At 44.0% G+C, this 23567-nt stretch carries 20 protein-coding genes; 14 read left to right on the top strand and 6 right to left on the bottom strand.

Features of this window, described 5'->3' with window-relative positions; translation table 11 throughout:
• Window positions 1-46 precede the first annotated feature (46 nt).
• A complete protein-coding gene (locus OA79_RS03615; protein WP_063331855.1) occupies window positions 47-1273 on the top strand; it encodes a glycosyltransferase in 1227 nt (408 codons plus the stop codon).
• Between the two features lie 17 nt (window positions 1274-1290).
• On the opposite strand, the gene OA79_RS03610 is transcribed toward OA79_RS03615, so the two are convergent.
• The 3 genes from OA79_RS03610 to OA79_RS03600 all read right to left on the bottom strand — a co-directional run bounded on the left by OA79_RS03610 (window position 1291) and on the right by OA79_RS03600 (window position 3295).
• A complete protein-coding gene (locus OA79_RS03610) occupies window positions 1291-1488 on the bottom strand; it encodes a DUF1289 domain-containing protein (protein ID WP_063331854.1) in 198 nt (65 codons plus the stop codon).
• Between the two features lie 70 nt (window positions 1489-1558).
• A complete protein-coding gene (locus OA79_RS03605; RefSeq protein WP_063331853.1) occupies window positions 1559-2275 on the bottom strand; it encodes a YebC/PmpR family DNA-binding transcriptional regulator in 717 nt (238 codons plus the stop codon).
• Between the two features lie 126 nt (window positions 2276-2401).
• Complete coding sequence (locus OA79_RS03600; protein WP_063331852.1) at window positions 2402-3295, bottom strand: acyltransferase; 894 nt, start codon at window positions 3293-3295, stop codon at window positions 2402-2404.
• 235 nt (window positions 3296-3530) lie between these two features.
• On the opposite strand from OA79_RS03600, the gene OA79_RS03595 reads away from it, so the two are divergent.
• The 9 genes from OA79_RS03595 (at window position 3531) to OA79_RS03555 (ending at window position 14462) form a co-directional block, all read left to right on the top strand.
• Window positions 3531-4937 carry an ATP-binding protein gene (locus OA79_RS03595; RefSeq protein ID WP_063331851.1) on the top strand — a complete coding sequence of 469 codons (1407 nt, stop codon included), beginning with the start codon at window positions 3531-3533 and terminating at the stop codon, window positions 4935-4937.
• 18 nt (window positions 4938-4955) lie between these two features.
• Window positions 4956-5633 (top strand): response regulator, encoded by a 678-nt coding sequence (locus tag OA79_RS03590; RefSeq protein ID WP_063331850.1) that lies wholly within the window; start codon window positions 4956-4958, stop codon window positions 5631-5633.
• A 34-nt stretch (window positions 5634-5667) separates the two neighbouring features.
• Window positions 5668-6618, top strand: a complete 951-nt coding sequence (locus OA79_RS03585; RefSeq protein ID WP_063331849.1) for an AEC family transporter — start codon at window positions 5668-5670, stop codon at window positions 6616-6618.
• A 124-nt stretch (window positions 6619-6742) separates the two neighbouring features.
• The gene (locus tag OA79_RS03580) at window positions 6743-8761 is read left to right on the top strand and encodes an ATP-binding protein (RefSeq protein WP_063331848.1); all 2019 of its coding nucleotides are present in this window, start codon (window positions 6743-6745) and stop codon (window positions 8759-8761) included.
• A gap of 1 nt (window position 8762) precedes the next feature.
• Window positions 8763-10130 carry a sigma-54-dependent transcriptional regulator gene (locus OA79_RS03575; protein WP_082825363.1) on the top strand — a complete coding sequence of 456 codons (1368 nt, stop codon included), beginning with the start codon at window positions 8763-8765 and terminating at the stop codon, window positions 10128-10130.
• Between the two features lie 147 nt (window positions 10131-10277).
• Complete coding sequence (locus OA79_RS03570) at window positions 10278-11165, top strand: helix-turn-helix transcriptional regulator (protein ID WP_063331847.1); 888 nt, start codon at window positions 10278-10280, stop codon at window positions 11163-11165.
• A 21-nt stretch (window positions 11166-11186) separates the two neighbouring features.
• A complete protein-coding gene (locus OA79_RS03565) occupies window positions 11187-11723 on the top strand; it encodes a flavodoxin (RefSeq protein ID WP_063331846.1) in 537 nt (178 codons plus the stop codon).
• A gap of 368 nt (window positions 11724-12091) precedes the next feature.
• Window positions 12092-12406 (top strand): DUF3301 domain-containing protein, encoded by a 315-nt coding sequence (locus OA79_RS03560; RefSeq protein WP_063331845.1) that lies wholly within the window; start codon window positions 12092-12094, stop codon window positions 12404-12406.
• Between the two features lie 169 nt (window positions 12407-12575).
• Entirely contained in the window at window positions 12576-14462 is a 1887-nt protein-coding gene (locus tag OA79_RS03555) for a methyl-accepting chemotaxis protein (protein ID WP_063331844.1), read from the top strand.
• Window positions 14463-14588: 126 nt separating this feature from the next.
• Here OA79_RS03555 and gltX read toward each other — a convergent pair whose 3' ends face one another.
• The gene (gene gltX, locus OA79_RS03550) at window positions 14589-16070 is read right to left on the bottom strand and encodes a glutamate--tRNA ligase (RefSeq protein WP_063331843.1); all 1482 of its coding nucleotides are present in this window, start codon (window positions 16068-16070) and stop codon (window positions 14589-14591) included.
• 435 nt (window positions 16071-16505) lie between these two features.
• Between gltX and OA79_RS03545 the strand changes: the two genes are divergently transcribed.
• Both OA79_RS03545 and OA79_RS03540 read left to right on the top strand, forming a co-directional pair.
• The gene (locus OA79_RS03545; protein ID WP_063331842.1) at window positions 16506-17666 is read left to right on the top strand and encodes a methyl-accepting chemotaxis protein; all 1161 of its coding nucleotides are present in this window, start codon (window positions 16506-16508) and stop codon (window positions 17664-17666) included.
• The gene (locus tag OA79_RS03540) at window positions 17666-18484 is read left to right on the top strand and encodes a nitrate- and nitrite sensing domain-containing protein (RefSeq protein WP_063331841.1); all 819 of its coding nucleotides are present in this window, start codon (window positions 17666-17668) and stop codon (window positions 18482-18484) included. The genes OA79_RS03545 and OA79_RS03540 overlap by 1 nt, the downstream gene beginning before the upstream one ends.
• Here OA79_RS03540 and OA79_RS03535 read toward each other — a convergent pair.
• Entirely contained in the window at window positions 18481-19272 is a 792-nt protein-coding gene (locus OA79_RS03535) for a 5'-3' exonuclease H3TH domain-containing protein (protein WP_063331840.1), read from the bottom strand. The two genes, OA79_RS03540 and OA79_RS03535, sit on opposite strands and share 4 nt — an antisense overlap.
• 105 nt (window positions 19273-19377) lie before the next feature.
• Here OA79_RS03535 and OA79_RS03530 point away from each other — a divergent pair, with 105 nt between their 5' ends.
• Both OA79_RS03530 and OA79_RS03525 read left to right on the top strand, forming a co-directional pair.
• Window positions 19378-20604: a hypothetical protein gene (locus OA79_RS03530; RefSeq protein WP_063331839.1), complete on the top strand. Its 1227-nt coding sequence runs from the start codon at window positions 19378-19380 to the stop codon at window positions 20602-20604.
• Between the two features lie 183 nt (window positions 20605-20787).
• Window positions 20788-22113, top strand: coding sequence for a TolC family outer membrane protein (locus OA79_RS03525; protein ID WP_063331838.1), 1326 nt, complete (start codon window positions 20788-20790; stop codon window positions 22111-22113).
• Between the two features lie 130 nt (window positions 22114-22243).
• Here the strand turns inward: OA79_RS03525 and OA79_RS03520 are convergent, their stop codons facing one another.
• Window positions 22244-23542: a M18 family aminopeptidase gene (locus OA79_RS03520; protein ID WP_063331837.1), complete on the bottom strand. Its 1299-nt coding sequence runs from the start codon at window positions 23540-23542 to the stop codon at window positions 22244-22246.
• Window positions 23543-23567: the final 25 nt, after the last annotated feature.

The following is a 23567-nucleotide window of genomic DNA, read 5'->3' as shown; positions in this document are numbered from 1 at the left end:
AAATACAGAATCAAAATCTTCCTCCGCAAACATTGATGAGATTCAAGTGCAAGTATTAGTAATTGGCTATGTTTGGCCAGAACCCAACTCATCTGCCGCCGGCAGTCGCATGATGCAATTACTGCAAAGCTTTTATAATCAAGCGTGGCACATCACCTTTGCCAGTCCTGCGCAACTCAGTGATCACATGGCTGACCTCAGCCAACTTAACATCCAACAAGACCAAATCGAACTCAACAGTGATAGCTTTGACCACTATATTGCCGACAAAAAACCAGACATTGTCATCTTCGATCGATTCATGATGGAAGAGCAGTTTGGCTGGCGAGTGGAAAAATTCAGCCCTGAGTCACTGCGCGTATTAAATACAGAAGACCTACATTCACTCAGACAAGCCAGACACAACGCACTGAAAGCGCAACGCCAGTTCCAACTGACGGATCTATACAGTGAACAAGGCATCCGAGAAATCGCCGCCATACACCGTTGTGATTTAACCCTGATGATTTCGGAGTTTGAAACTCAGTTACTAAAAGATGAGTTTCATGTGCCAGAGACTCATCTGATGCATTTGCCGTTTATGCTAAACACACCCACTGAAGCCGAAGAACTCGTTGCGTTTGAGCAACGCCAACACTTCATCAGCATAGGCAACTTTCGCCACGCACCAAATTGGGATGCCGTACTGCAATTAAAAACGGAAATTTGGCCCAAAATACGTCAAAGATTGCCACAGGCCGAACTGCATGTTTACGGTGCTTACCCGCCCCCTAAAGCCACTCAACTGCATAACCCCAAACAAGGCTTTCACATTAAAGGCTGGGCAGAGGATGCCAAACAGGTTATGGCAAGCGCTCGAATTTGCTTAGCACCATTGCGTTTTGGCGCAGGTATTAAAGGCAAATTAGTCGAAGCGATGGAAGTCGGAACACCCAGTATTACCACTCCTATTGGCGCCGAATCCATGCATGGTGAATGGCCATGGAACGGCATTATTACAGACGACATGGATGAGTTTGTGAATGCTGCCGTATCTCTTTATGAAGACCAACAAAGCTGGCAACTGATGCAGAAAAATGGTTTGCAGATTTTACACGCTCGCTATCAAGCCAGCGAATGGGAAAGCAAACTAATCAATCGATTGACGCGACAAATTCAGCTTAAGACACCTCTACGCCAACAGCATTTTTTAGGCCTAATGCTCAGGCATCACAGCCTAAAAAGTACACAATATATGTCACAATGGATTGAACTGAAAAACAAACAGGAGTAATCACTAAGAAAGTGTGATTAGGATTGACTAACAAACTGACTGGCCGCTTCTCGCTCGCGCACTTTTTCCATGACCGCTTGCTGAGACGCGACATCCATTCGTCCCCATTGACTGATTTCATGACCAGTACGATAACAGCCAACACATACATCGTCTTCGTTTAGAAAACAGACATTAACGCATGGGGACGGCACCTTATTTTCATGATGATTCATTGCTGTCTCCAACCAATACAAGGGGAAATTGGCACCCTAACCCGCTGAACGGAACAAGGTGCCAAGTCATTTAATATTCCGCGTTATGATAGACACGCTGAACATCATCTAAGTCATTCAACAAATCTAGGAAACGATCGAATTGCTCAACTTCTTCGCCTGAGATTTCAGTCATATTCTGAGCCACGAATTGAATTTCATCGACATCAAATTCAATCTCGCCAAAGGCATCCGTTAAGGCTGTTTTTGCTTTAGCGTATTCTGTGTGTGGCGCAAATACGGTGACTTTGCCGTCTTCCAGCTCAATATCCGTCACATCCACGTCAGCCATCATCAAAGCTTCCAACACGGCTTCTTCATCATCACCGTTGAAGACAAAGATCGCACTGTGGTCAAACATGTGACTCACACTGCCCTGACCACCAATTTTACACTTTACCTTGTTAAAGCAAGTGCGCACATCACCGAAGGTACGGTTTGGGTTATCGGAAAGACAGTCCACAATAACCATGGTGTTACCCGGGCCAAAACCTTCATATCGCGCCGTATCAAAATCTTCGCCGCCACCACCTTTGGCTTTATCAATTGCTTTATCGATAACGTGCGTTGGCACCTGATCTTTCTTCGCGCGATCAATCAATGAGCGCAGCGCAAGATTGCCATTTGGATCAATACCACCGGACTTGGCACAAACATAAATTTCACGGCCGTATTTACTGTAAACCTTGGCTTTTTGGTCAGAAGTTTTTGCCATGGACTCTTTGCGATTCTGAAAGGCTCTGCCCATTACTTATTCCTATTGATTACCCATTTAAAAGAAAGATTCTAACTCGTACCACCAGAAGAAGGAACTCCAATAGAGGGATAAAATACGCACTCTGTAGAGGTTAATCGGTTGTTGAGCCAGAATCACTTACGATTTATTAGACATTAACAAGTCGTCAAATTGCTTATCTTTCTGCAACCACAACGCATTGACCCATTGTTGAAAATGGTGTCGATAGTCTGCATCGTTTTGATAGTCACCCAGTAAATTCAAATCGATTGGCATAGTGCGAACGTGCACCCTAATCTCCTCAACCTTACCTGATAGATATTGAAAAAAGCTTGGTGCGCCATTTGGGTAGACAATGGTGACATCAATTAACTGATGCAATTTTCCGTCCATTGCATTTAATGCAAACGACAAACCGCCCGCTTTCGGCATCAATAAATGCTTAAAGGGACTATTTTGTTGTTGATGCTTCTCGGCAGTGAAACGCGTTCCTTCCAAAAAATTCATAATGGACACTGGAAAATGCTGGAATTTTTCACAGGCTTTTTTGGTCACTTCGATGTCTTTACCTTTTAATTCAGGACGTTTCTTTAACAACGCTGGGCTATAGCGCTTCATGAAAGGAAACTCCAATGCCCACCATGCCAAACCAATAAAAGGCACCCAGATCAGCTCTTTCTTTAGAAAGAATTTAATAAACGGAATACGACGATTGAACATTCGCTGTAAGACCAATATATCCACCCATGATTGATGGTTAGCGACCAACATATACCAATCTTTTTCGAGCAAAGTTTGTTGCCCTGACAGGGTAATTTGAGATCGCCCCAAACAACGTTGGTTTAAGTTGTTCACCCCTATCCAGAAGGTGGCAATGTGATCCAATAATAAATTCAAACGGGCTCGAATCGACGCGATTGGTAAAAGACACTTCAGGATTGCCAAAAACATCACAGGCAAGAAACAAAACAAGGTATTTAACACGATCAAAGAAAGGGAAATGACTGCTCGAACAGCAGGTAATTTGGGCATTATCGTAACTCTATCGGAATAATTTTTTCGCATAATACTAAAGCTAGTGGCAGAATGGAAATCCTCATTATTTACACGTCTGACAAGTAGCCAAGTTTTGCTAAGAAACTGTATAGTAAACATACGATTAGCGTATTTATCAAATATTAGCTTGGTATAAGACCCGTTCTCATATCGCCTTCACCCATTTCCTGCGACGCTTTGCTGGATAATAAATAGGAATTCAAGCTCAACCATGACTGCATTAAAAGGCTTAAAGATTCGACACAAGCTCTTTGCCGTTTTTGTTCTTAGTAACATTTTATTGATTGTTTCCATGTGGCAAGTCTTTCAGTGGAGTTTCGATCGAGGCTTTGTTTCCTATGCAACAGAACGAGACCGAGATTTCTTAGAGCAAATGGCCAACCGCACAGCCAACCTATACATCTACTATGATGACTGGTACTTCTTAGTACAAGAAAGTCGTATGGAAAGAGAGTGGCATAAAGCCAAATTGGAAAACCTACGTGATCTTGTGCCACCGCCAAGCACACCTAATTTGGACCTTATTTATCCATCGCAATATTATCGCCAACGCTTTTTACTGTTTGATCTACAAGAACGTCCTATTATCGGCTCCACACCTTTTGCTAGCGCTGAGACATATCCGGTAAAAGTCGATGACGAAGTGGTTGGTTATGTGGGATTGAGGTCCATACGTGAACTAGTTCAGGATCAAACCCTGCGCTTTGTTAAACAACAAGGCGAAGCCTTCTTATTAATCTCTGCCTTCATGTTGGCCATTGCCGCCTTGCTGACATGGCCTTTGGCACAGTGGTTGAGTCGCCCTCTTTGCTCTATGCGAATGGCCACTAAGAAACTTTCCGCTGGGCGTTTCGACACTCGTATTGAAGTAAAAGGAACGGACGAATTAGCCGACCTAAGCTACGATTTTAATCACCTAGCTTGCACCTTAGAAAATACCCGCGAAGCTCGCAAACGCTGGGTAGCCGATACAGCTCACGAACTAAGAACCCCAGTCGCGATCTTACGTGGCGAAATTGAAGCCATGCAGGATGGCATCATCAAGGTAACTCCAGAAAGCTTGGCGTCGTTGCAACACGAAACCATCCACATCACGCGTTTGATTGACGATCTAAATCAGCTGTCTATGCATGATGTGGGCAGTTTGAACTATGATATGGAAGAACTAGAACTAAACGACATCGTTGAGCAAGCGGTGCAAACTATGACCTTTCCGTTCAATGAAGCCGGACTGGAAATTGAGTTTGAAGATTTAGAGAGTAAACCCATTACATTGACCGGGGACGCTGATCGTTTGCATCAACTTTTCTCGAATTTAATCAATAACTCACTAAAATACACAAATGCCCCAGGAAAACTGAAAGTTAGCCTATCGAAACAAAGCAAAAAAGCCGTTATCCTATTTGAAGACAGTGCACCAGGCGTGAGCGAAGAAGAGAAAGAGCGGATCTTCGAGCAATTCTATCGCATTGAAAATTCACGCAACAGGGCCACAGGTGGACGCGGTTTAGGTCTTGCCATTTGCACCAACATTGTGAATGGTCACCAAGGTAAAATTAACGCCTACCATTCTCCAATTGGCGGTTTAGGCATAAAAATAGAACTCCCTTTAAACTGATATGGAACGAGTAACATTATGAGCAAGATTCTGATTATTGAAGATGAACCAAAATTAGCGGAGTTGATGGGAGCTTACCTAGAACAAGCAGGTTACGAGCATCATCACCTTGACCGTGGCGACGTGGCCGTAAATTACATTAAAAACAATCAGGTTGACCTGATTTTGCTTGACCTCATGTTGCCAGGTTTAGACGGAGTCGAAATCTGTAAACAAGTACGTCAATTCAGTGGCGTTCCAATCATTATGGTAACGGCTAAAGCAGAAGAAATTGACCGCCTGATCGGCCTTGAAATGGGCGCAGACGATTACGTTTGTAAACCTTTCAGTCCTCGTGAAATCGTTGCCCGCGTAAAAGCCAACCTACGTCGAGTTGAACTTGACCAAGAAGAATCGCCTCGCACAGACGGTTTTGATCTTGATGTGGATCGCCTACGTGCGACTTACAAAGGCGAATTGATCGACCTCACCACAGTCGAATTCCAATTACTTCAGTTACTGATCAAAGAACCTGGACGAGTATTTGGTCGTGACCTCATTATGAAGAGCATCTATGCCGACAGTCGTGTGGTAAGTGACCGTACAATTGATAGCCACATTAAAAAATTGCGTAAGAAGATTTCGGCTGTGGCACCAGAGCTTAACGTCATTCACTCTGTTTATGGTGCTGGTTACCGCTTCGAAAACAACGACTAAACCTCACGAACGCAACCAGTAAAAGGGACACAAGTTGGACAACTTTTTAGACGTATTGGCATTTTCGTTTTCCATAACTATGCCAATATTCTTAATATTGGCATTGGGGATCGTTCTCTACCGAGTTCGCATCATTAATGACAATTTTATCGATACTGCGTCTAAATTGGTGTTCAACGTCACCTTACCTGCCCTACTCTTTATCAGTATTTCAAAAACCAGCTTAACCAGTGAAACGGACTTTTCACTGGTTATCTATGCCATGCTGGCCGTGGTCGTCACCTACCTTGCCTTAGAACTGATCATGCCGATCTGGATCAAAGACAAAGCGGAACGTGCGGTACTGGTTCAAGGGGCGTTTCGCTCCAACATGGGCATCATAGGTCTGGCATACTGTGTGAATGCTTATGGCGATGCCGTATTCGCTGTAGCATCAGTGTATTTGGGTGGTGTCACGGTATTGTTCAATATACTGTCAGTCATTGGTTTGACTCGCGGCCTTGGCGGCAGTACCAATTTCAAAGGTATTTTCAAAGGCATTGCAAAAAACCCTTTGATCATTGCCATTGTGGCCGCCTTTGTGTTTTCCATATTTGGACTTCACCTTCCGGCCACCCTGCACAAAGCGGGAGACTACTTTGCTCAAATGACGTTACCGTTAGCCCTACTCTGCGCGGGTGCATCATTGAGCTTTAGCGCCATGCGTAAGGATGTATTTGGCGCCGTACTTTCCTCCATTGGCAAACTCATCTTTATTCCTGTTGTGCTGACCTTTGGTGGCTATTTATTGGGATATCGAGGCATGGAACTCGGGGTTCTTTTCCTCATGTCTTCTGCACCCAGCGCCTCCGCCAGTTATATTATGGTGCGTGCCATGAACGGCAATTCCACTCTTGCTGCGAACATCATTGTCATCACCACCTTGGCGTCCTTGATTACCACCAGCATTGGCGTTACCTTGTTACGCAGTTTGGCACTTATCTAACGCGACTGATCGCGACCTAAGATAGGTGCTGGTAATGAATCATCGCTAATACAGATAGAGCCTTTTTTTGATCGCATTATTTCAAAAGCACAGACTGTCGTTTGTCAGCCTAGGACTGGCTAGCATGGCATTACTGTTTTTCATCGTGAACAAGCTAGCCTATCAGGTTCTCATTATCGAAAAACATAACGAAGGCCAAGATAGATTGCTGGATTATGTCATTGAACTACGCAATGAACTTAAAAATTACCAGATCCTCCCATACGCTTTAGCAGACAATCCTACCTTGTTAGCTTTCATGCAAGACCCAAATGAGCAGACGGTAAAGCAACAAATGCAGCGACAGCTTGAAGACTTAACACACGTCTCTAAAACCCAAGATTGGTTCATCTTATCGGCCAAAGGGGAAGAAATGCTGTCCAGTGAACAATCCCTTAATTTTGAACTAGAAGACTATTTTAATCTGGCCGATCTAAGTGACACGCTTAAGGAATATCAGGGAGAATACCTGCTTATCTCTGGTTACAGCCCAACAGCGTTTCAATCCGCACATCTGGCTCTGGCACCGGTTTACAGCCAAACAGGCAAATTGTCCGGGGCCATTGCAGTCAAAATCAATGTCAGCGATTTAATTGAACGCTGGAACCTACTAGACGACCTTGTGGTCATGACCGATCAAAACGATCTGGTATTTGTCGCCAACAAACTCAACCGTGTCATCACCAGTGACTGGCTCAATAACCCTAAAGCCATTCAGTTTCTTGATCATACTAGCGCAAAAACCTATCGCCTGAATGACCAGCACTACCTACTGCAAGATGTGTTACTGGACGATTTAAAATGGCAAATCCATTATCTTTCTAGTTTAAATAACATACAAAAAACAGCGCATAATATAGCTTGGGTCAGCTTGGGGCTCTTTGCTTTGATTTTTGTATTCTGGTTGTACCGACGAGAAAGATCACTGAAAATTGCTTCCAAGTTAGAAAATCAACACCTCATTGCCAACAGTGTCTTACAACAACGAGTGCTGATCGAAAACACCCATGTCGGCTTACTGCTGCTCACCAATCAAGGTCACATTTCATTTGTTAACCCAATGGGCAAGCGTTATTTTGGCGAACCTCATCCGCTGATCTCACACAATCTGATGACGTTTTTACCAGAACGCGCTGAAAACCAGACCGCGCGACGTTTTCTAAATGCACTGAGTAGCGGCGACATTCATAACAACGAGGACCTTCTCGAACAAGAAGTGATTCTACAAAAGCATAATGGTGATACTTTTCCTGCATTGTTATCTGTATCGCCTTTACAGTGGGATCACTCATTAGGTTATCTAGTCACCCTACTTAACATCAGCAAACGTAAAAAAGCCGAACTCAGTTTGCTTGAAGCCAACGCAAGATTGGAAGACAGGGTATTGGAGCGAACCCAAGCCCTACAAGTCGCACAAAAAGAACTTCTCCGAACCGAAAAATTGGCGGCCATCGGCCAAATGTCTACCGCCATTGCTCATGAACTAAATCAACCCTTAACAGGCATTCGTACACTCACCTACACCGCCGAACTGCTGTTAAAACGACAAGACTCTGAACAAGCACTCAAGGTCGTCTCTGACCTAGAGTCTTTGGTGGTGAGAATGCAAAAACTCACCAGTGAGTTAAAGGTCTTTGCTTATCGTCGACCAGAACAACTGACGCCAACGTCGATTAACCAATGTTTTCAAAATGCGCTTCATCACCTAGGCGACGAAACGCACGGCCTCACCCATCAGTTACACAGTCATGGTAATGACCTCGTTTTAGCCGAGCCGAGCCGTCTCGAACAGATCTTCTCTAATTTGATCAGCAACAGCATCCAAGCGTGTGCAGAAGCCAACATCACACCCGCCATCGATATTTCATTGAGTTCCGATGATCGCTATATAGAAATGCAGTTTAAAGACAATGGCCCGGGTATTGAGAAAGACAAGCTAGCGCATATATTTGAACCTTTTTTTACCACCAAACCCATTGGCAAAGGCTTGGGCTTAGGTATGGCGATCAGCGCCAACCTAGCCAAAGACATGAATGGCAAGTTGCAAGCAAGTTATAATGATGCGACAGAATTGGTTTTCCGATTACGTTTATTAAAGGCATAAAATGCAAAACGACATTTCTTCAATTGAAATATGGCTACTCGATGACGACGAGATCGTACGCTCCACTACAGCACAGTGGCTAAGACTCTCTGATTATGACGTCAGAGAGTTCCACCAAGCACAAACCTTGCTCGATCAATTTCAACCCGATCAGGCTTGTATTGTGGTCAGTGACATTCGCATGTCACCAATGGATGGCCTGACGTTAATGAACCAATGCCTCGCACAAGACCCCTCTTTGCCCTTTATTTTAATCACCGGACACGGCGACATTGATACGGCGGTCAATGCATTGCGCGATGGCGCCTTTGATTTTCTTGAAAAGCCATTCGACCCGAATCGTTTAATCCAGACCGTTGAAAAAGCCAAACAAGCTCGAAAAACACAATTACAGATGGCGAATCAAAGCCAATATCTCGGTGATCTGCATGGTTTAGAAGAATCCATAATTGGCCAAGATGAACAGATCGTAAGAGTACGCCACCAAATTCAGACTTTCGCTAACATTGATGCGCATGTAATTGTCTATGGTAAAACGGGTTGTGGTAAAGAACTGGTCGCGAAGGCATTACACGACGCCAGCCCACGTCGAGAAAAACCTTTTGTCGCCATTAACTGTGCGGCAATCCCAGCTGACCTATTTGAAAGCGAACTCTTCGGACATGAAGCGGGTGCCTTCACCAGTGCCCACAAACAACGCATTGGAAAATTGGAATTAGCCAGTGGCGGCACCCTATTTCTTGATGAAATTGAAAGCATGCCCCTTGCTATGCAGATTAAGCTGTTGCGAGTCTTACAAGAGAACCAAGTCGAACGCATTGGCAGCAACCAAACCATCAGCATCAACCTTCGCGTGGTCGCGGCCGCGAAACAAGATTTACAAAACACAGCAGACTTTCGACAAGACTTATTCTTTCGCTTAAATGTATCGCAAATACACTTACCCGAACTCAGGCACAGGGGCTCAGATATTCCCTTGTTATTCGAACATTTTTGTCGAGAGGCCATTGAAGAAAGAGGCGGCGAATTTCGACCTCTCAGCCCCATCGATCTGGAAACCTTAACGCTTTATGGCTGGCCTGGAAACGTGCGAGAATTAAGAAATGTCGCCCTGCGGTATGCTCTTGAGGCCAACACCAGCATCGCCAAAATTTTGGCGGGCTACCAAGCACAAGAACACATCGACACACAAACCCCATTACCCTTAAGTGTCAAAGTACAAGAGTACGAACGTAGTTTGATCGAAGCCAGCTTGAACCAGCAAGAAGGTAATATCCAACAAGTCTTAGAACAACTACAACTACCAAGACGAACCTTAAACCAGAAAATGCAAAAGTACGGTCTTAACAGGGCAGACTATTTGAAATAACCCATTATTTAACCGCTTTCTGAGTGGGTCATGCAGGCAAAATATCCGCCCCCATAAATTTATACAAAATATTTAATGAGAATCACTTGCATTCATTTTAAAAAACCTCTTTAATGATAACCATTATCAAGTTAGAGGCACAACGAGATGCAAATTCACATGCAAGATATTTACGACAACCAAGGACAGGTAAAAGAACCTGTTGCTGATGTCTTATCTGGGCATAAGCATCTATTGTCTTTACTGCCAAACTTAACCTTGTTGAACCACCACATACAGGCTCAACAAGACGTTACCTTGCAAGAAGAAGCTCAGACGGGATTGTATTTTTCGTTTCTTGGTACTCAAGCCATTCGTTCAGTTGAAGACATTCAATCTGTACAAATACGCTACCAAGCAAGTCCAATAAGTGGTCATTTCGAGATGACAAAAGACCAGCAACAAAGTCTACTGCAAATTTGCATTAGCCCAAGTTTATTGGCTTCTGTATTGGGTGAAACGGAAGATCAAATCATCCAGCATTTTTCTTCTATGCAAAAAGCGTTATCGGATAATGGAACGACCATTAGCCTTCCAATGACCAGTAAAACAAAACAAACTATTGAACCTGTTTTAACTCATAACGGCCATTCCATTAGCCTAGCAGGTCATATTTATTCGGTTATTTTTACTTTGATTGAGCAATTACAAATGCTCAGCCACCTCTCTCGCTGTGAAGATTGCCAGAGTAAATTGTTCCATGCCCAGAACCTGATTGAAGCACCAGAACACGACAAAATTACGGTCCAAAAACTGGCAACCTTAACCGGTTTAAATACCGAAGCATTGATGATTGGCTTCTATTTGGTTGTTGGGCAATCAATTGAAAGCTATTGCACTCAAAGCAAGATAAAATACGCTGCAGCGAGATTAAGACAAGATCCAACAGCTAAATCTCACATCGTGGCAGAAAGTGGCTTTTCTGAAGATCAGTTTGAAGCCGCTTTTATTAAACATTTTGGCGTCAGTAGTCATCATTACGGCCAAATTCATTAAGAAATAGGAATAGATTACAAAATGGCTCAAGCATCAATAGCCCTAATTTACGGTACCGACACCAATAACACAGAAGAAGTCGGAAACAAGATTGCAAAACAATGGGAAGAATTGGGTGAACAGGTTGATATCTTCAATATCAAAGACATTGAAGTCAGCCAGTTACAAGAATACGCCACGTTAATACTTGGCATCCCTACATGGGACTTTGGCGGCATCCAATCTGACTGGGAAGACATAGAAGATCAGCTTACTGAGCTCTCTCTTGAGAACACCACCGTTGCCTTGTATGGCCTAGGTGACCAATTTGGTTACGGTGATTATTTTGTTGATGCGATGGGTTGGTTGTATGAAAAGCTATTACCAACCAAAGCCACTTTCATTGGCCAATGGTCAACCGAAGGTTACGAATTTGAAGCGTCACGAGCTTGTGTTGAAAATAAGGAAAGTTTCATTGGTCTCGCCATTGACGAAGACCAACAATTTGAACTCACTGACGAACGCATTGAGCAGTGGGTTATCCAGCTTTACGCTGAAAGAGCTGTGGAGGCCGCATAATAACCAACTGACTGGCCATTGATATTAAGTAAACGACTCAATTTGGATTCCCACACATTCGCTGCCCCGAATGCCCAAATTTTACTTAGTAGCAATGAGGTTATTATACGACTTGCTCTTCGTTGCGTAAAGAACGTGGCTACCTCTCCTTTCTCTCCTGCTTGGAGGTAGCCACGTATTTATTTCTACCTGAGTCATCCTGATCAGGACGCACTTCCGGTTTTAGCTTAAATTTAGGCGACACAAACGCCATCCGTTATTCAGTAAAAATAAATCTCTTTCCAATAAACCCATTCCAGCTTTTGGTTATCTTAATTCGATAATTTCGTTATCATGTTGAACATTCCTGATTTTAAGAACCCACTATTATGAATCTGCAGCTAACCGACATCATCATCGTTCTTGTATTTGCCAGCATTGTTTATGCATGGTGGCGTAACATCGCCATTCGAGAACACGCAACGCTGTCCGCAAAACAACATTGTGAGTCCTATAACTTACAACTGCTAGACCAAAGCATTGCCGGCATAAAATGGTGGCCTTGCTGGCATCAAGGTAATTTGATGATTAAACGTGTGTATAAATTTGAATTCAGTTCATCGGGGGTTGCACGATATTCTGGCACTATTACTTATATTGGACAAAACCAAGCGGACATTTGGCTCAGCCCGCATGATATTTAAGAGATAAATTCCTTATAAAGCTCTTAATAAGATTGCAAAAACGATAGAGGAAGCAATAATATAGCTACACAGCTATTTAGATGACTCTAATTGAAATGGTTTAGACAGAACCATAAGATTTTATGGATAAATATCTGTTTGATGAATAATAATAAATGCAGGATATCATATGTTGGCAAATCTAAGTTTTCGCACCAAGTTACTCTCTCTCTTGATAGCAGCAGTTCTTGGCTTTGTGGTAGTTACCGCCGTCGCATTGCAGGGATTAAATGTACAAGAGACATCCTCATCACAATTTGACCGACTCACCACAGTCGATAAAGATCTCTCATCCCTCACCATTATTTTAATGGAAGAGTACGAGTCACTTTCCAGTATTGATGATTCAAGCTTTGATACTTTTATCACAACACTCGATACCAATTACGAAGACTTCACCGTCATTCTGAACAAAGACCTTGAATTGCTTCAAGATGAAGGCGCCAAAGAAAACCTAACTCAAATTGCTTCTTCTTTGGATCTATACAATACCGCCTTAAAACAACTTGTCATTCAGAAACAAAAAGTAGGATTTAATGGTACCTCTGGTTTAAAAGGTACGATCTCCAGCTTAGGTGAAAAAGTGACTGAAGAAATTTCATTCCTAAGTCTGGTTAAACAAGAATTCCTACCAGTACGTGAAGCAGAAAAAAACTACATCTTCGAACCAAATACAGAAAACAAACAAGTTTTCATGGAACGATACGAGAAGTTTTATAAGCGCGTTACCAACTTTGGTCTTGAAGAACGCTTTGGTGAAGTAATCAACCAATACTTCACGGCCGTAGGAAATTTTGACCAAGAAAATCAAGTCCTTAGTCAAATGCAAGACGCTTTTGGCTCAGCTAAAAAGAGCTTCAATGAGACTCGTTTAGCGGCCGCCAATTACATGCAACAAGCGGTTACGGAAGCACGCCAACAAGCCTCAACAAGCTCACAACAAGCCAGCATTAGTGTCATCATTGTCAGTATTGCTGTTGCGATCATTGCGGCCTTAATGATGGCAAGTATTGGTAGTAACGTGAAAAAAACCCTAAGCCAAATCATCTCAGATTTAGGCAAGGTTAAAAGTGGCGACTTAACGGCACGTTTGACGGTGAATAACAAACGTAACGATGAGTTTGATTCATTGTGTAGCTCAGTCAACGAAATGACCACAGGCTTAGGAGCGGTTATCGGCGATGTTGTCACAACGACCCGAGACGTCAGTGGCATGGTCACCGAACTGAACACATCCGTGACGAACATTGCCCAAAGTAACCGTTCTGTGAGCGAACAAACGAACTCGCTTGCGGCAGCGACAGAAGAAATCTCAACGACCATTTCGAGTATTTCTCATACCACAGAGGATTTAAGTTCGCAGTCTCAAAATACTTATGAGTCGGCTAAATTAGGCGCTGAAACCATCAATGGGGCGATTTCTAATTTATCAACAACGATCCAAGTAGTGAACAAAACCAGCGAACAACTAAACGAACTTGGTCAATTATCAAAAGACATTGATAATGTAATTGCGATGATCAATGACCTTGCTAACCAAACGAACCTACTCGCTTTGAACGCTGCCATTGAAGCCGCTCGTGCGGGTGAAGCTGGTCGTGGGTTCTCGGTTGTTGCGGATGAAGTACGCTCATTGGCAGAGAAAACAGTCGATGCCACAGCGAAAATCACGGACATTGTTAGCACCATTCAGTCTTCTACTCAAAATGCCATTGAAACCATGAAAAATGGTCAAGAGAATCTGCATGCTATCGAAGACTTCAGTGAAAAAGCCGAACTGGCTATTCGTGAAATCGAGCAAAACGCACAAACCAGCTCTTCCTCTTCTGTTGAAATGGCACGATCCATTCAAGAAGTCGCTAAAACCGCCATTCATATGAGTGAAGAAATGGATAAGATTGCGCAACAGCTACAACGTGACAATAGCTTCATCAACAGCATTGAAGGTAATACCAGAGACATCCATAACCAAGTCTCTAGCCTAGACAGTAAGACCAGCGTTTTCACCACGAAATAATACTGATCTCACATTTGCTATAGAAACAAAAAAACCGGCCAATGGCCGGTTTTTTTATGCGTTTTAAGAGCAATAAGACGATGATATCAATCTCGACAAATCCCCTTTAATGGAATCGCCTTCTGCTTATAGAGCGGCGTATTCTTTCTCCCAACGCTTAGTTTCTTTCTTAGAAGGTCCACCAAGTGCGTTCACTGCGGTACGCATACGAGCTCGGGAAATGTCTGACCCCAAAATCGCCATAGCATCAAATACCGATACCGAAGCCGTGCTGCCTGAAATGGCCACAAACAAAGGAGCAAAGAAATCTTTCGGCTTGATTTCCATCGCTTGCGCCAAAGATTTCATTTCGTTAAAGATGTTGTCTTTTTCCCACTTGTTTAATGCCTCTAAACGCCATAAAGCAAACTGCATGGCTTTGCGAAGGGTCTCCTCTTCCATCTTGATGCTAGCAAAGTCTTCTTTGGTCAGTGGCAGCAAACCTTTCAAGAAGAAGCCCGCCACATCCGCCACGTCCGAGAAAGTCTCTACTCGTGGTATGACCAAGGGTAAGATTTTCATCAAGTATTCAGGGTTCAAAGCCCATTCTACATACTTCTGTGCAAAGCTTTCTGGAGTCAGATCTTCACGTATCCACATGCCGTTCAACCAGCTTAGCTTTTCCACATCAAATACAGGGCCGCCAAGTGAAACGCGCTGAATGTCAAAATGCTCAATCATGTCATCTAATGAGAATTTTTCACGCTCATCTGGCATCGACCAGCCCATACGCCCCAAGTAGTTGATCACAGCTTCCGCCATGTAACCCATACGTTGGTAGTACAAAATACTGGTCGGGTTTTTACGTTTTGACAGCTTAGATTTATCAGGATTACGCAACAAAGGCATATGACATAATGTTGGCATGTCCCAACCAAAGTATTGATATAACAAAATGTGCTTAGGCGCAGAGTTGATCCATTCCTCACCACGAATCACGTGAGTGATCTTCATTAGATGATCGTCCACAACATTCGCTAAGTGATACGTTGGCATACCATCGGCTTTCAGTAGCACTTGCATGTCCACTTGAGCCCAGTCAATTTCAATGGTGCCACGCAACATGTCTTGTACTACACACACGCCGTCTTCTGGTACCTTCATACGAATAACGTATGGCACACCAGCATCCAATTTGGCCTGCACTTCTTCATCAGACAGTGTCAGTGCTCGACCATCGTATTTTTGCGGCAGACCTTGTTCTTTTTGCTCAGCACGCATTTGATCCAGCTCTTCTGGTGTTTCAAAAGCGTAAAATGCGTGGCCTTTTTCGACCAGCTCACGGGCGTATTGACCATAAATGTCACCACGTTCACTTTGACGATAAGGACCGTATTCACCACCAACGTCTGGACCTTCTGCCCAATCCAATCCCAACCAACGCAAAGCATCGAGAATCATTTTTTCTGATTCAGGCGTACTACGAGTCTGGTCGGTGTCTTCAATACGCAAAATAAACTTACCGCCCATTTTGCGTGCAAACGCCATATTAAATAATGCAATATAGGCCGTACCAACATGAGGATCACCCGTTGGTGACGGGGCAATACGTGTTCTTACCTCAGACATAATGTTCTCAATTATCCGCTTTCTACAAAGATGCGCCTATTATAAGCATCTCGACTACGATGAGTAAGGGGCTGCGATCATCTTTTCCGCTCTTGAGCGGATATTTCGCTATGTGAAGAAGGTACAAACCAGTCCAGTGGTTTTAGTGTGCTCAAAATCGCCCCTCAATAATCAACCACGCACAAAAATCAAGCACGCTTCCCGATTATCCCCCACTCTTTTTCGGTTGACCTCGTTACCTCAAAAGGCACAACAAGAAGTGAGTTCACGCTTGATGACAAAAAATCAGCTGGCGAACACGCACTCAAGCTCCCGAGCCATGCCTCTTTATGTTTCACACTGAGACAGTATTTCGCACTAAATGAATTCACATTCAGCCTTGCTGGTCTGTTTATTGCTTTGATAAACACTCTATCATGACAATGAGGGACCAACATGCTACTGAAACCAGGAACCATACTCATCACCGCTCTTCCCTATTATGCTCGTCTCAGCATTCTGTTTTTCCCCGGCGCGCTTGCTATCTCCGCCCTGTATTTGTCCTTTTTACAACCCCAAGCTCAGACCATCATTTTAATCTGCACTAGCCTGTTGATGTACTTTGCCATGTCAGCCAATCACTTAACTCAGCAACGCATCAAAGAACTCAACCAGCATTTGCAGACACTCGACTCTAACCACACGTTAGAACTGTCCCACAATGATAAAGAATTCAACCACCTTGCCAGTCAGATTAATAACCTGCTGCGCCACCTTAATCGTAAACAGCATCTACTCAACAGTTGCTCGCAAGAAACCCAATACACAGCAAATGAATTACAAAATTCGTCTAACATGGTCGCTCAAGGGGCCGCCGAAGAGCATCAGGCGCTGGATACCTTGGTACAGGAAAGTGCCAAAATGAGTATTGCCATTGATGAGATCTTGGCTCGTATACAAACGACGTTAGACATGGCACACCAAACACACCATCACTCAGAGAATGGTCAAGTCGCGTTGGCTAACCTTGGTCAACAAATTACCAGCATGCAAGCCACCGTATCGGAAAACCAAGCTCAAATGCAGGAACTCATTCAAACCACAGAGAAAATCAAAGGCTTCGTTGCCACCATAGAACAAATCACCTCTAACATTAATTTATTGTCACTCAATGCCGCCATTGAATCCGCCCGAGCTGGTGAAGCGGGTCGCGGCTTTGCCGTTGTCGCAAACGAAGTAAGAGGTTTAGCGGCTAACACCGAATTAGCGGCTCAAGATATTGGCTTAATGGTGAACTCCATTGCCACTCAGGTGCACGCCTCTGAACAAACCAGCTTAAAATTAATCAACTTCGCTGACCTTGCCTCACAAGGATCAGGAGAAGCACATTCCGCCCTCTCTGCCATTTACGACGCCGCTCAGTCCACTCAACGAGAAGTCAAACAATCTATGCAAGGCATTAGTGAGTTTCAACAAACGAACAACACGATGTCAGCCCGACTAAAAAGCATTAGCAGCGTCAGTGAACAACACAGCAAAGCCAGCCAGGACGCAAAGGACATGGTCAAATATCTGGAATGGCTTTCATCCCGCTTGGACCAAAAGGAAACCTTGTAATGAATGCAATCTTCCTGCTCATTATTACCAGCTTGACGATCATCACGCTGGCGCTTATCAGACACTTTTACAGTGAAAGCCATGCCAAAAAACGCACAATAGAAGGCCTCCAAGGCGTCCATTATTTTGTTGAACTCATCAAATTGACACAACAACATAGGGGAATGCATAGCGGTTTCTTAAATGGCAACTTAGACTTTAAAGACAAATTAACTCAGGTAGAAAAAGACATTCAAACTCAATACGAAGCGCTACTGAGTTTCGAAAAAAAATACGGTTATCCAGCTCAACTGAGCATTCAATATGCCCATAAGCAATGGCTCAAGCTATTACAAAAAGACAATATTCAAAGCAGCCAGAGTTTCCAGCTGCATACAAGCTTAATCAACCGCCAACTAGAAGCCTTATGGGATCTTGCGGATGAGTTTGCTCTCACCACCAGCCGCCAAAAAACGGTACGTCAGACCTCACAGCAATTGGTTAAAACGCTACCCGAGTTGGCCGAGGCCCTAGGCCAAATTCGCGCCCTAAGCGTACAAGTGGCCAGTAAGCAGGAACTGAGTTCAGATAAAAAGCTACAACTTATTTTTACCTTAGAAAAAATCACAGAACATCATGCTAAATTAAGCCAGTTACTGCCCACAAACAGCAATCACCTTCTGCAACAGTTTGTTCGAGAGATAACACACAGTGTGGAGCAAAATACGCTAAGCCAGCGGGATCCAGACAGTTTGTTTCAAGACGCTAGCCAGATCATCAACCAATTGTTTGACGTCGTTAATCATCGCTTGATTGAACTCAAGCAAGCGGTTCGTTAAGTTTCATTTTTTGGTTGATACTTGAGTTTTGATAAAGAAAAGCCCAACGACACATCCGTCTTTAACGACACTAAAGAGCGCGACAATAAACACTGTTCATAACCACCAGATAGGAGCTTTTGAATGCGTTCAGGAAAATGCGACAGATTGGCATAAATGTCTTCAATGGTCGGGGCATCCGCAATGATGCTCAACGCCGTTTTCGGACCAATGCCTTTTACTCCTGGAATACGATTGGTGGTATCCCCCACTAAGGCCCAATAATCCATCAATTGCTCTGCCTGAACACCATATTTACCAGGCACCCAAGCTTTGTTGTAACCCAATTTGGCAAAATAGTCATACTGAAGTATGCATTCATCACCCAATAATTGAGTGAATCCCTTATCGGTCGAGACAATATAAGAGGTCACCTTGTGCTGGGAAGCTTTAACCGCCAGGGTGGCAATCAAATCGTCCGCTTCCCACCCCGCCATGCGCAGACAGGGAAAACGATTAAAACGGAACACTCGGGCAAAATCGTCTAACGCTTCCAATAAAGCGTCATCCATGGGAACGCGGCCCAATTTGTATTCAGGATAAACCTCATGACGCCAAGTTTTACCGTTTGAATCAAACACCACAACGGCATAATCAGGCTCAAACTGATGCGCTAACTTACTTAACGCATCAATCGCAATACTCTGCGTACGCTCAACCCGCCGAACCGCATCTTGCTCGGCTTCCAGCGCCGCATACAGTCGTCGAATCAAATTCATACCGTCAATAATCAGTAATGTTTTATCCACACAAATGACCTATATTTCCAACAATATTTCGTTGCTATTAGGTTAACATGGGTAAGCAGACGGCACGATCATAAGATGTTACAAACAAGAGAAGGATTCTGAGTTATGCATAAATCACACGCTCAAATGATGACAGGTTTAATACTAAGCGCTTTGTGTCAGCCTGTGCTGGCTGAGCCAATTAAAGCCGTCATTGGCCTACAAAACAGCCAAATTGTCGAAGACAACAACACACTGACCTTGCCCCCAGTCACTGGCAGTGTCTTACCATTGGCGACAGAGTTCAGTCCCATTGAATACCTTGGCGATGCGTCTCAGCGACAATGGATCAACCAAGTGGACAGAAAAATTCGTGTTGAGCATAAACACAGAGACCTCAACTACACCGGCTTACTCACTCAGGTCAATCAAGCTCAACAGAGCGTCACTCTCAGCCTAAATAATCGACCTGTCACCTTACCAATGAATGACTTTTATCTCATTCCACTCGAATCCCATGACAAACCAGTACAAAATGCCAATAACATGCCCATCAGCTATCAGACAGATCAGCTTTCTTGGACTCCACAACTGAACCTAATCTTTAACGGCAATAAGCTAACCCTTACTCAGCAAGCTTTAATTACCAATCAGTCCAACCAAGCATTGGTGTTAGATTCTAGCTTGTTGCATTACTCTCATCAGCAACCCAACCCACAATTCAAAACCGAACGAGCCAGCATGATGCTCGACTCGGCTTCGCCACAAGTCAGTTATCAAGACAATGAAGTGGTGTTCCCACTCGCTAACCAAGTCGAATTAGCACCTTACTCCAGTACCTTATATGCCCTCCCCAGCGACACATTGAAGATACAAGATCAACGTCACACAGCGACGCAGTTTACCCACAGCGGACAGCTAGACCGTATCCCTCTGAGTTTCTATAACCAACTCACCTTTACCTTAAAACAAGATAGCATGCCGGGGCGTTACAAAACCTTCTGGCAGCAAGGTCCGCTCTTAATTCCGGCGAATCAAGTCAGTTTTAATCAGATGCGCGCAGGTCAAACTAAAGAGGTGATAACCAATAAAAGCCAAGCCATCAGTGGTCATCTAACCTTACTTAACGCCTCTTCTAAGCAATTACCTAGTCGACAAGTTTGGCAGCTGACAGTGAAAAATCATGATACCAAAATGGCGAAATTCTCCTTGCAGCAGAATACCAATGGCATTGTCGACATCGTTAAAGCGAATCAAGTCACTAAATACTCTGCAAATGGCTTGCTTATCGAAGGCACACTGGCTCCGCAACAAGAAAAAGTCATCACTTATACGATTGAGGTGAAAAAATAACGCCTTATAAAGACAAGGAAGTCAGTGGCTTGCAATAAGTTTCCACATTAGAAGCCTATTCAAAGCATTTCGTTATGATATGGTCAGTAGTCATAATAGATATAGCGAAAATGGCACTGCCACAAGGCCAGAAGTTACGCTAGTATTATAACTAAATTTCATACTATGAGCCTACAGAAATCTATGAAAAAGCATATTATCTCATCTTTGATCACGGCCGCTGTGTTGAGCAGTACAGCCGTTCAAGCCGAAAGTATCTACGAAATCTATAAACTGGCGAAGCAAAATGATCCAGGCTTGCGTGCCGCTGCCGCAACCTATCAGGCACAAAAAGAAGGTGTCACGGTGACTAAGGGTAATCTTTACCCACAAATTAGTTTCAGTGGTAGCTTGGGTTATACCAACATAGACAGTCCCTCTATTGAATACGACAATAATTCAAACTCATTGGCACTAGAACTGAATTACCCCATCTACTCACCGGCACTTGGTTATGCTGTTGATGCGGTCGAAATCAGCTCAGTCAGTGCGGGCATCAGCTACGAAAACTCTGAAGAAGACTTGGCGCTGACCACTCTAAATGAATACTTCAATTTGCTGATTGCTCAATCTACGCTGCAAACCACCGAAGCGTTAGTGAAAAGCACCGCCAGTCAATTAGATCGTGCCAAGAAACAATACGAAGTGGGCTTAGCGTCCATCACCGACCTACAAGATGCTCAAGCCGAGTACGATGCGGTTCGAGTCACCGAGTTAAGTGCGCGTTCGAGTGTGGCCTACGCTCAAAAAGCCTTGTACCAAAGAACTGGCCGTGTCATCAATAGCATTCCGGCCTTATCTGCGGATTACCCTATTCGTTTAGACCCAGACATGACCGTTGATGCTTTGATCGCGAAAGCGCAAAAAGACAACAAAGAACTGAAAATCCTGGATTTAGCAGTAGAAAGTGCAGAAAACAATATCAGCATTCAAAAATCCAATGGTCGTACGCCAACGGTTGCTATTACGGGTTCACTTTCTCGTACCGACAATGACTACAGCGTTGCCTCCAGTTCATTGACCAGTGGTGCAACGAACACAACCGCAGTCTCCCTTGGCGTCAGCATTCCACTTTACAGTGGTGGTGCGATTAACGCATCGGTACGTCAAGCCTCTGCTCAAGCGGAATCGGCAATCGAACAGAAAGCCAGCTCACTGCAATCCATTGAGTTAAATATTCGTAGCTTGTACCTTGATTTGCAAACCGCCGTGGCTCAAATCGAAGCGCAACAGCAACTAATTCGCTCTCGTAACAGCGCCTTAGAAGCCACAAAAGCCGGCTATGATGTGGGTACTCGTAACCTAGTCGAACTACTAGACGCGCAATCAAATTTGTACGATGCGCAAAATACTTATGAGCAATACCGTTATAACTTCGTTCTAAAACAACTTAGCTTGTTAGAAGCAACTGGTGACTTAACGGAAGATAAGATCAAACAACTTGATAAATGGTTGATTGCTCAAAACTAACGCTCTGTATTTGGCTCAAAAAAACCACCGCATTGTTATGCGGTGGTTTTTTTATACTTGCTGTCTGACACAAACCTAATGGTTCGCTCTGCCTGCTGCTTTCAGCAGACAGGCTCAGTGCCGTTATTCCTTAGCGGGTCATCAACTTATCTCGTTTAGTAAATCGCGCCAGCACCTTGTACAAACCAAACGCATCATGACTACCAGCCAACTCCCGAATCGAATGCATACCAAAGGTTGGCAAACCGATATCTATGGTTGGCACACCAATTTCCCCTGACGTAATTGGCCCAATTGTACTGCCACACCCCATGTCGCTGCGTACCACAAAGGTTTGTACGTCATAATTTTCTTGTGCTGCAACATCGCGGTAAATACTCGCCGTTTCGCTGTTGGTCGCATAGCGTTGATTCGCGTTGACCTTAATCACCGCCCCTTTGTTGATCGCTGGCGCATGATTGTTATCATGACGATTGGCATAGTTAGGGTGCAAGGCATGAGCATTGTCCGCCGACACCAACATAGAACGCTGGATCGCTTGCACAAATTGCTCTGGATTAGGTGACAAACGTCGTAACACATCGTCCAAGAAAGGCCCATTTGCACCACACGCCGACAAACTGCCAATCTCTTCATGATCGGTACAGATCAACAAACTAGGACGCTCATTATTGGAGCTTAACAAGGCTTGCAGACCCACGTAACAGCTCAACAAGTTATCCAACCTAGCGGAGCAAATGTACTCTTTATGCAAACCAACCAAAGCCGCTGGCTGAGTATCGTAAAGACTTAATTCAAAATCCAACACCTGTGCAACCGGCAAATCAGGATGCTGTTGTCGCAGCTGAGCTATCAGCAACTGCTGAAGCTCGAACTCGTTATCCGCACCACACAAGATGGGCAAGATTTCCTCTTGTGGGTTTACTGAAAAACCTTCATTTACTTTACGATTTAAATGAATGGCCAAATTCGGCACCACGGCGATCGGCTCTTTGAAATCCACTAAGCGACTGACAATGTCGCCCGCGGCTGTTTTTACCGTAACACGACCAGCAATCGATAGATCACGATCCAACCAAGTGTGTAACAGCACCCCGCCGTATACTTCAACGCCAAGTTGGTGGTAACCAAAGCGGTTCACATGCGCATTCGGCTTCAATTTCAAACATGGGCTATCCGTATGCGCCCCAATCATACGCCAACCCGTTTGACTGACGTCCAACACTGGCGTCGTAAACGCAATTAAGGAAGACTCATTACGCGTAACAAAATACTTCCCACCTTCTTCAATAACCCAGTTTTCATCTTCAATTAGTTCAACATAACCTTCTGCAAGCAGAGCCGAACGCATGCTGTCTGTCGCATGGAAAGGCGTGGGTGACGCTTGAAGAAAGGACAACAATGAATCATTAAATTGTGAATATTCCATATTTTTCCATAAGCAAAATGCTTTA

It is taken from the genome of Marinomonas sp. TW1, from assembly GCF_001625355.1.
Taxonomy (GTDB): Bacteria; Pseudomonadota; Gammaproteobacteria; order Pseudomonadales; family Marinomonadaceae; genus Marinomonas.
Note: the sequence above shows the minus strand (reverse complement) of the source record. Positions and strands in the feature narration are given on the sequence as shown.

What these genes read in the sequence shown, in the direction of transcription:
- OA79_RS03590 (WP_063331850.1), top strand. Translation starts at nt 4,956, where the DNA reads ATGAGCAAGATTCTGATTATTGAAGATGAACCAAAATTAGCGGAGTTG.
- OA79_RS03610 (WP_063331854.1), bottom strand. Translation starts at nt 1,488, where the DNA reads ATGAATCATCATGAAAATAAGGTGCCGTCCCCATGCGTTAATGTCTGT.
- OA79_RS03545 (WP_063331842.1), top strand. Translation starts at nt 16,506, where the DNA reads ATGCTACTGAAACCAGGAACCATACTCATCACCGCTCTTCCCTATTAT.
- OA79_RS03560 (WP_063331845.1), top strand. Translation starts at nt 12,092, where the DNA reads ATGAATCTGCAGCTAACCGACATCATCATCGTTCTTGTATTTGCCAGC.
- OA79_RS03555 (WP_063331844.1), top strand. Translation starts at nt 12,576, where the DNA reads ATGTTGGCAAATCTAAGTTTTCGCACCAAGTTACTCTCTCTCTTGATA.
- OA79_RS03580 (WP_063331848.1), top strand. Translation starts at nt 6,743, where the DNA reads ATGGCATTACTGTTTTTCATCGTGAACAAGCTAGCCTATCAGGTTCTC.
- OA79_RS03600 (WP_063331852.1), bottom strand. Translation starts at nt 3,295, where the DNA reads ATGCCCAAATTACCTGCTGTTCGAGCAGTCATTTCCCTTTCTTTGATC.
- OA79_RS03605 (WP_063331853.1), bottom strand. Translation starts at nt 2,275, where the DNA reads ATGGGCAGAGCCTTTCAGAATCGCAAAGAGTCCATGGCAAAAACTTCT.
- OA79_RS03520 (WP_063331837.1), bottom strand. Translation starts at nt 23,542, where the DNA reads ATGGAATATTCACAATTTAATGATTCATTGTTGTCCTTTCTTCAAGCG.
- OA79_RS03595 (WP_063331851.1), top strand. Translation starts at nt 3,531, where the DNA reads ATGACTGCATTAAAAGGCTTAAAGATTCGACACAAGCTCTTTGCCGTT.
- gltX (WP_063331843.1), bottom strand. Translation starts at nt 16,070, where the DNA reads ATGTCTGAGGTAAGAACACGTATTGCCCCGTCACCAACGGGTGATCCT.
- OA79_RS03575 (WP_082825363.1), top strand. Translation starts at nt 8,763, where the DNA reads ATGCAAAACGACATTTCTTCAATTGAAATATGGCTACTCGATGACGAC.
- OA79_RS03565 (WP_063331846.1), top strand. Translation starts at nt 11,187, where the DNA reads ATGGCTCAAGCATCAATAGCCCTAATTTACGGTACCGACACCAATAAC.
- OA79_RS03570 (WP_063331847.1), top strand. Translation starts at nt 10,278, where the DNA reads ATGCAAATTCACATGCAAGATATTTACGACAACCAAGGACAGGTAAAA.
- OA79_RS03530 (WP_063331839.1), top strand. Translation starts at nt 19,378, where the DNA reads ATGCATAAATCACACGCTCAAATGATGACAGGTTTAATACTAAGCGCT.
- OA79_RS03525 (WP_063331838.1), top strand. Translation starts at nt 20,788, where the DNA reads ATGAAAAAGCATATTATCTCATCTTTGATCACGGCCGCTGTGTTGAGC.
- OA79_RS03540 (WP_063331841.1), top strand. Translation starts at nt 17,666, where the DNA reads ATGAATGCAATCTTCCTGCTCATTATTACCAGCTTGACGATCATCACG.